A 4,851-nucleotide genomic window follows, 5' to 3' on the forward strand; every position below is an offset into this window, starting at 1 on the left:
CGTCGCTGGGCCTTTGTCGAACTCTGCTTCGCCGACAGCGGCTACGCCGGGGACCGCGTCGCCAACGCCAGCCGCATTCGCGTCGAGATCGTCCGCAAGCCCAAGGGTCAGGTCGGTTTCACCGTCCACGCCCGGCGCTGGGTGGTCGAGCGCTTCTTCGCGTGGATCAACCGAAACCGCCGCCTCGCCAAGGACTTCGAGGCTTCCATCGCATCAGCCGAAGCCTTCCTCTACGCCGCCTCCGTCATGCTCCTGCTACGGCGTAGCGCTCGTTGCGGGTGAGATTCGAAACAGACTCTAAGATGGCATCGCGCGCGGCAGGATCCGTGATTTGAAACGTCATGGGAGGGTCTCCACATTCGTTGTTTGAAAGAGGTCTGCCACGACCGCGCGGAGGCGAGCGTCTACGTCGCGCCACATTCGCGCGCCGCCGCTCGGCCCTGGGCGAAACTGGTACCCAAGTCTCACTCCGGGCAACACGAAGTATCCAAAGACAATAGGACTCGTATTGGTTCCACAGACCGGTAGAACTCTGTTACAAAACAGGTATATCGGCTCTCCAGTGGCTGATAATCGCTCCCGAACGGGAATAATATATGCGACTGAGTCGAGACCTCTTAGATCTTCTAATCGATCTTCGATCAACCCAGCGTCGTTGAGCGGGGTATCATCAGAAAACGCTAGCCGACGAAAGCGATCACATATTCTTGCCTTGCTAGCGCTTGGAGGTGATGGTCCATTACAATCCGTCGTGGATCGGTCTCCATATAACGAAATCCAGAATATGGTGATATTTGGTATGCTATTTCTGGAAAATCTCGCCAGGAAGCGGCCAGGAGCACTGCGACTGTTTATTAGCCGCAAGCGTACGCTCGACTCTTCAAACTTCCGCCTCGCCCATTCCGGATTTGTAAGTATGCGGGAAAGGGAGGCTGATTCCAGGCCATTTTGAGACAAGAAGTCGAATGTAATATCCCCCTCTGGAGTGTTAGGGTCGAAGGTTATTCGATGACCTTGAACTATTAACTCGACGCGACCGTCGTCACGGATCGGCCAAGGTGCGTGCGGTGCTTCTGTTTCGGCGCCACGTGCCGTCCATGTGGCGACCAAACACAATATCCCAAGCGTTATTACAATTATGAGAAGCCGAAAGCAGAGAATGTAACCGATTACTTTGCCGCGCAACACTATTTTTAGAAACGAAATATTGATGGAATGGCCGAAACTCCCACGGGCATGCATTTTTTCATAGCGCTCCATGGCACTCCACCAGCCGTTAAAGGATGCCGCCCGCTACAGCTCATAACATCGAGCGCACGCGAACTGCCAGAAGGCCATACAACCCTGAGCTGTGGGTTATCAAGAGAATTTTTTCTTAACTCCTAGCACTACAGTTGCCTTATTTACCTTGAAGTGGGAAGTTTGTGCCACGGCTTGATGCGCCCTTCGCCATAGCGGCCACGCAATGATGTGGGCAGGTCGAATGCTTCGCTGCGCCAGCCTGACGGCGATGCGTCGAATCTCCTGGACCGACCAGCGGATCAGCGCAGGCGCGACAGCGTCCTCATCCTTCGGTGTGTTTTTGGGGGCGTCGCGGCGTTCGCGCGATGCCGGATGGCAGCCATCATCGCAAAGGCCAGCATGACGAGCGAGACGTGGCGATGCCAGCCATGCCACGACCTGGTTTCGTTGTGGTCGAGCCCCAACTCGTTCTTCGCAGCCTCAAAGCTCTCCTCGATGGCCCAGCGGCAGCCCTCGACCTTGACCAAGGTCGCGATGCCGGTGCCAGCCGGGCATCAGGTCGAGAAGAACGCCAGCTCCTGATCGGCGATGTTGCGGCGGATCAGCAGCCCGCGCGTCCACAGGCCTGCGTCTGCGATATCGTATTCGTCGGCGTCGAGGTCAGCCAATTCGCAATAGACCCAGTCGTGCTCGCGCGCCCCCTTCGTGCCGTCGCCCGCCGACAGTCGCTGCCACCCCGACGGGTCGATCATGCCCGCGATCTGTTGCGCCGTGCCGCCTGATGGCCCGCGCCGGCTTTCGCAAAGGGGCGAGGCCGATGCCCCCCCAAACCGTTGTCCCCGAGGCCCTCCGGCAAGGATGAGCGCTGAGCATGCCCCGACATGTCGATCCGCGCCGACGCTGCCTGCCCCTGGGTGAATGGCCGCCGCAAGATCAGGCGACCTGGTTGGCGGCGATCACCACGACCGGTCCGCGATTCTCGACCACGCGGCAGGCAACCCGGCTGGCAGCCCGCAGCCTGCACAAATTCCGCGGTGGCTACGGTCGATGGCTGGGCTTTCTGCAGTCGAGCGGGCGCCTGGACGCCGATGCCCCCGCCGCCGCCCGTGCAACGCCCGAGAATCTGGAAGCCTTCCTGTGGGAGCTTCTCGCCCTGGGCAACGCCGATTTCACCATCGCCGGGCGCTTTGACGAGCTGCGCAATGCCCTGGTTCTCCTGGACCCCTCCAGCGACCACCGTGAGGTCACCCGGCCGAACGGGCAGTCGCTCCGTGCTTGGCTCCCCATGGTTAAGCGCGAGCTGGTCATCCACCACCCGGCGAATCTGTACCTCTGGGGCCTGCAGCTCATGCATCGATCCCGCACCCTTCAAGGTGACACCCGCCGACAGGTGATGCTCCGGGATGGGCTGCTGATCTGCATCCTGGCCTTTCGTGGCCTGCGGCTGCGCAGCGTCCTGGCGCTGACCCTCGGCGACAACATCGATCGCGACTCGGAGACAGGTCTCTGGCACCTCAATATCGCCGCCAGCGACACCAAGAACGGCAAATACATCAGCGCCATGCTGCCCGAAATCCTGGCCCCCTGGATCGATCGCTACGTCCAGGTCGAGCGTCGCGAACTGCTGGATGGCAGTGACAGCACCGCTTTCTGGATCAATTGGAGCGGGCGGAAACTTGAGGAGAAAGGTCTGCGCAAGCGGATTCGCTGGCATAGCGCCAAGCGCTTTGGCGAGGATGGGGCCTTTGGCACGCATCGCTTTCGGCATTGCATCGCCACCGCGGCACCACTGATCCATCCCGACCATCCCGGTCTTGCAGCGTCCCTGCTGCGAATCACCGGCACCGTCATGAATGCGCATTATGATCGCAGCGGGACCGTGATTGCCTTTGCCAGCTTTCATGCGGCGCTCGCCGCGGAACGGCTGGCCCTGGCGCCGGCCGCCCGGCATGCTTTCGCCGAGCAGGACGGCCAGATGAGCCTGCCCGGCCTCGGACCTACCTGAAGCAAGGGACCCCACCATGCGCAAGCTCCCCCTGGCCGCCTCCCGCCCCCTCCGCGCCGGCATCTACGCCCGCTATTCCTCCGAGCAGCAACGCGACGCCTCGATCGAGGACCAGGTCCGGATTTGCCGTGCCCGGGCCGAGCGCGAGGGCTGGCAGGTGGTGGAGGTCTATGTCGACCACGCGATGTCTGGCGCCAGCTCGCACCGGCCGGGCTACCAGGCGCTGCTCGCGGCCATGGTCGCCGGCGCGGTCGACGTCGTGCTCTCCGAGAGCCTGGACCGTCTGAGCCGCGACCAGGAGCATGTTGCCGGCTTCCACAAGCGGGCGATCTTTGCCGGGGTGCGGATCGTCACCCTGGCCGAGGGCGAGGTCAGCGAGCTGCACGTCGGGCTCAAGGGAACCATGGGGGCGCTGTATCTCAAGGACCTGGCCGACAAGACCCGGCGCGGGCTGGAGGGCCGGGTCCGGCAGGGCCGCAGCGGCGGCGGGCTAAGCTATGGCTATCGGGTGGTGCGCGGACCCATTGGCCGGGACGGCGAGGCCGAGCGGGGCCTGCGGGAGATCGACCTCGAGCAGGCGACGGTGGTGCGACGCATCTTCGAGCGCTTTGCCGCCGGCGAGGGCCCCAAGGCGATCGCCATCAGCTTGAACCGCGACGGCATTGCCGGGCCCAGGGGCGGCATCTGGCAGGCGGGTACGATCCGCGGCCAGGCCGGGCGGGACACCGGCATCCTGCGCAACCGGCTTTATATCGGCGAGCTGGTCTGGAACCAGCGCCGCTGGCTCAAGGACCCTGGCACCGGCCGGCGCGTCGCGCGCGGCAATGCCGCAGCGGTGGTGGTGACCGAGCCGGTGGCCGATCTGCGCGTGGTCGAGCAGGAGGTATGGGATCGGGTGCAGCAGCGGCTGCTGGCCCATCGCGCCGAGGTCGACGAGACGGCCAGGCCTCGCTTTTGGGAACAACGCCGGGCGGTCCATATCCTGACGGGGCGGGTGTTCTGCGGCGGCTGCGGCACCGCCCTGCATGCGGTCGGGCGGGACTATTTGGCCTGCCGGGTGGCCGCCGCCAGCGGCCCCTGCGAGAATCGCACGCGTGTCCGCCGCGGCCGGCTGGAGGCGCGGGTGCTGGACGCGCTGAGCGGTGAGCTCATGCGCCCGGATCTGGTGGCGGTCTTCGTGGAAAGTTTTACGGCGGAATGGAACCGTCTGGCCGGGGAGCGAGCCGCCGGTGCCGGCGCCAGGCAGCGCGAACTGGCGACCGTCCAGCGCAAGCTGGACGGGCTGATCGATGCCATCGCCGATGGCCTGCGTTCCAGCGGCCTGCAGCAGCGCATGACAGAGTTGGAGACGCGGCGGGCGAGCCTGATCGAGGAGATCGCGGCGGGGAGGTTGGAGGCGACGCCCCCTGCCCTGCACCCACGCCTGGCCGAAACCTACCGGCGTCGGGTCGAGAGCCTGCAGCTCGCACATGCGTCGGGCGCCTGCACGGAGGTCCGCGAGGCGCTACGGGCGCTGATCGCGCGCGTGGAGGTGCATGGCAAGGTCGATGGGGAGGGTGAACCGTGGATCGAGCTGATCGGCCACTTGGCAGCGCTGTTGCGTG

General features: G+C 64.2%; 3 protein-coding genes and 1 pseudogene. 3 read left to right on the forward strand and 1 reads right to left on the reverse strand.

Going from position 1 to position 4,851, the window contains the following annotated elements; all coding sequences use genetic code 11:
- Nucleotides 1-282, forward strand: a 282-nt coding sequence (locus C8P66_RS23265; RefSeq protein WP_146423050.1) for a transposase, incomplete at its 5' end; no start/stop codon positions are given.
- Nucleotides 283-1,541: 1,259 nt separating this feature from the next.
- Here the strand turns inward: C8P66_RS23265 and C8P66_RS23275 are convergent.
- A pseudogene (locus C8P66_RS23275) lies at nucleotides 1,542-2,018 on the reverse strand (IS701 family transposase); the annotation flags it as partial.
- A 170-nt stretch (nucleotides 2,019-2,188) separates the two neighbouring features.
- Here C8P66_RS23275 and C8P66_RS23280 point away from each other — a divergent pair.
- Together C8P66_RS23280 and C8P66_RS23285 are read left to right on the forward strand one after the other, a co-directional pair.
- Nucleotides 2,189-3,247, forward strand: a complete 1,059-nt coding sequence (locus C8P66_RS23280) for a site-specific integrase (protein WP_158537369.1) — start codon at nucleotides 2,189-2,191, stop codon at nucleotides 3,245-3,247.
- A 16-nt stretch (nucleotides 3,248-3,263) separates the two neighbouring features.
- A partial coding sequence (locus C8P66_RS23285) for a recombinase family protein (protein WP_111400660.1) occupies nucleotides 3,264-4,851 on the forward strand: 1,588 nt, incomplete at its 3' end.

Source organism: Humitalea rosea, assembly GCF_003253705.1.
In the GTDB taxonomy this organism is placed as follows: domain Bacteria; phylum Pseudomonadota; class Alphaproteobacteria; order Acetobacterales; family Acetobacteraceae; genus Humitalea; species Humitalea rosea.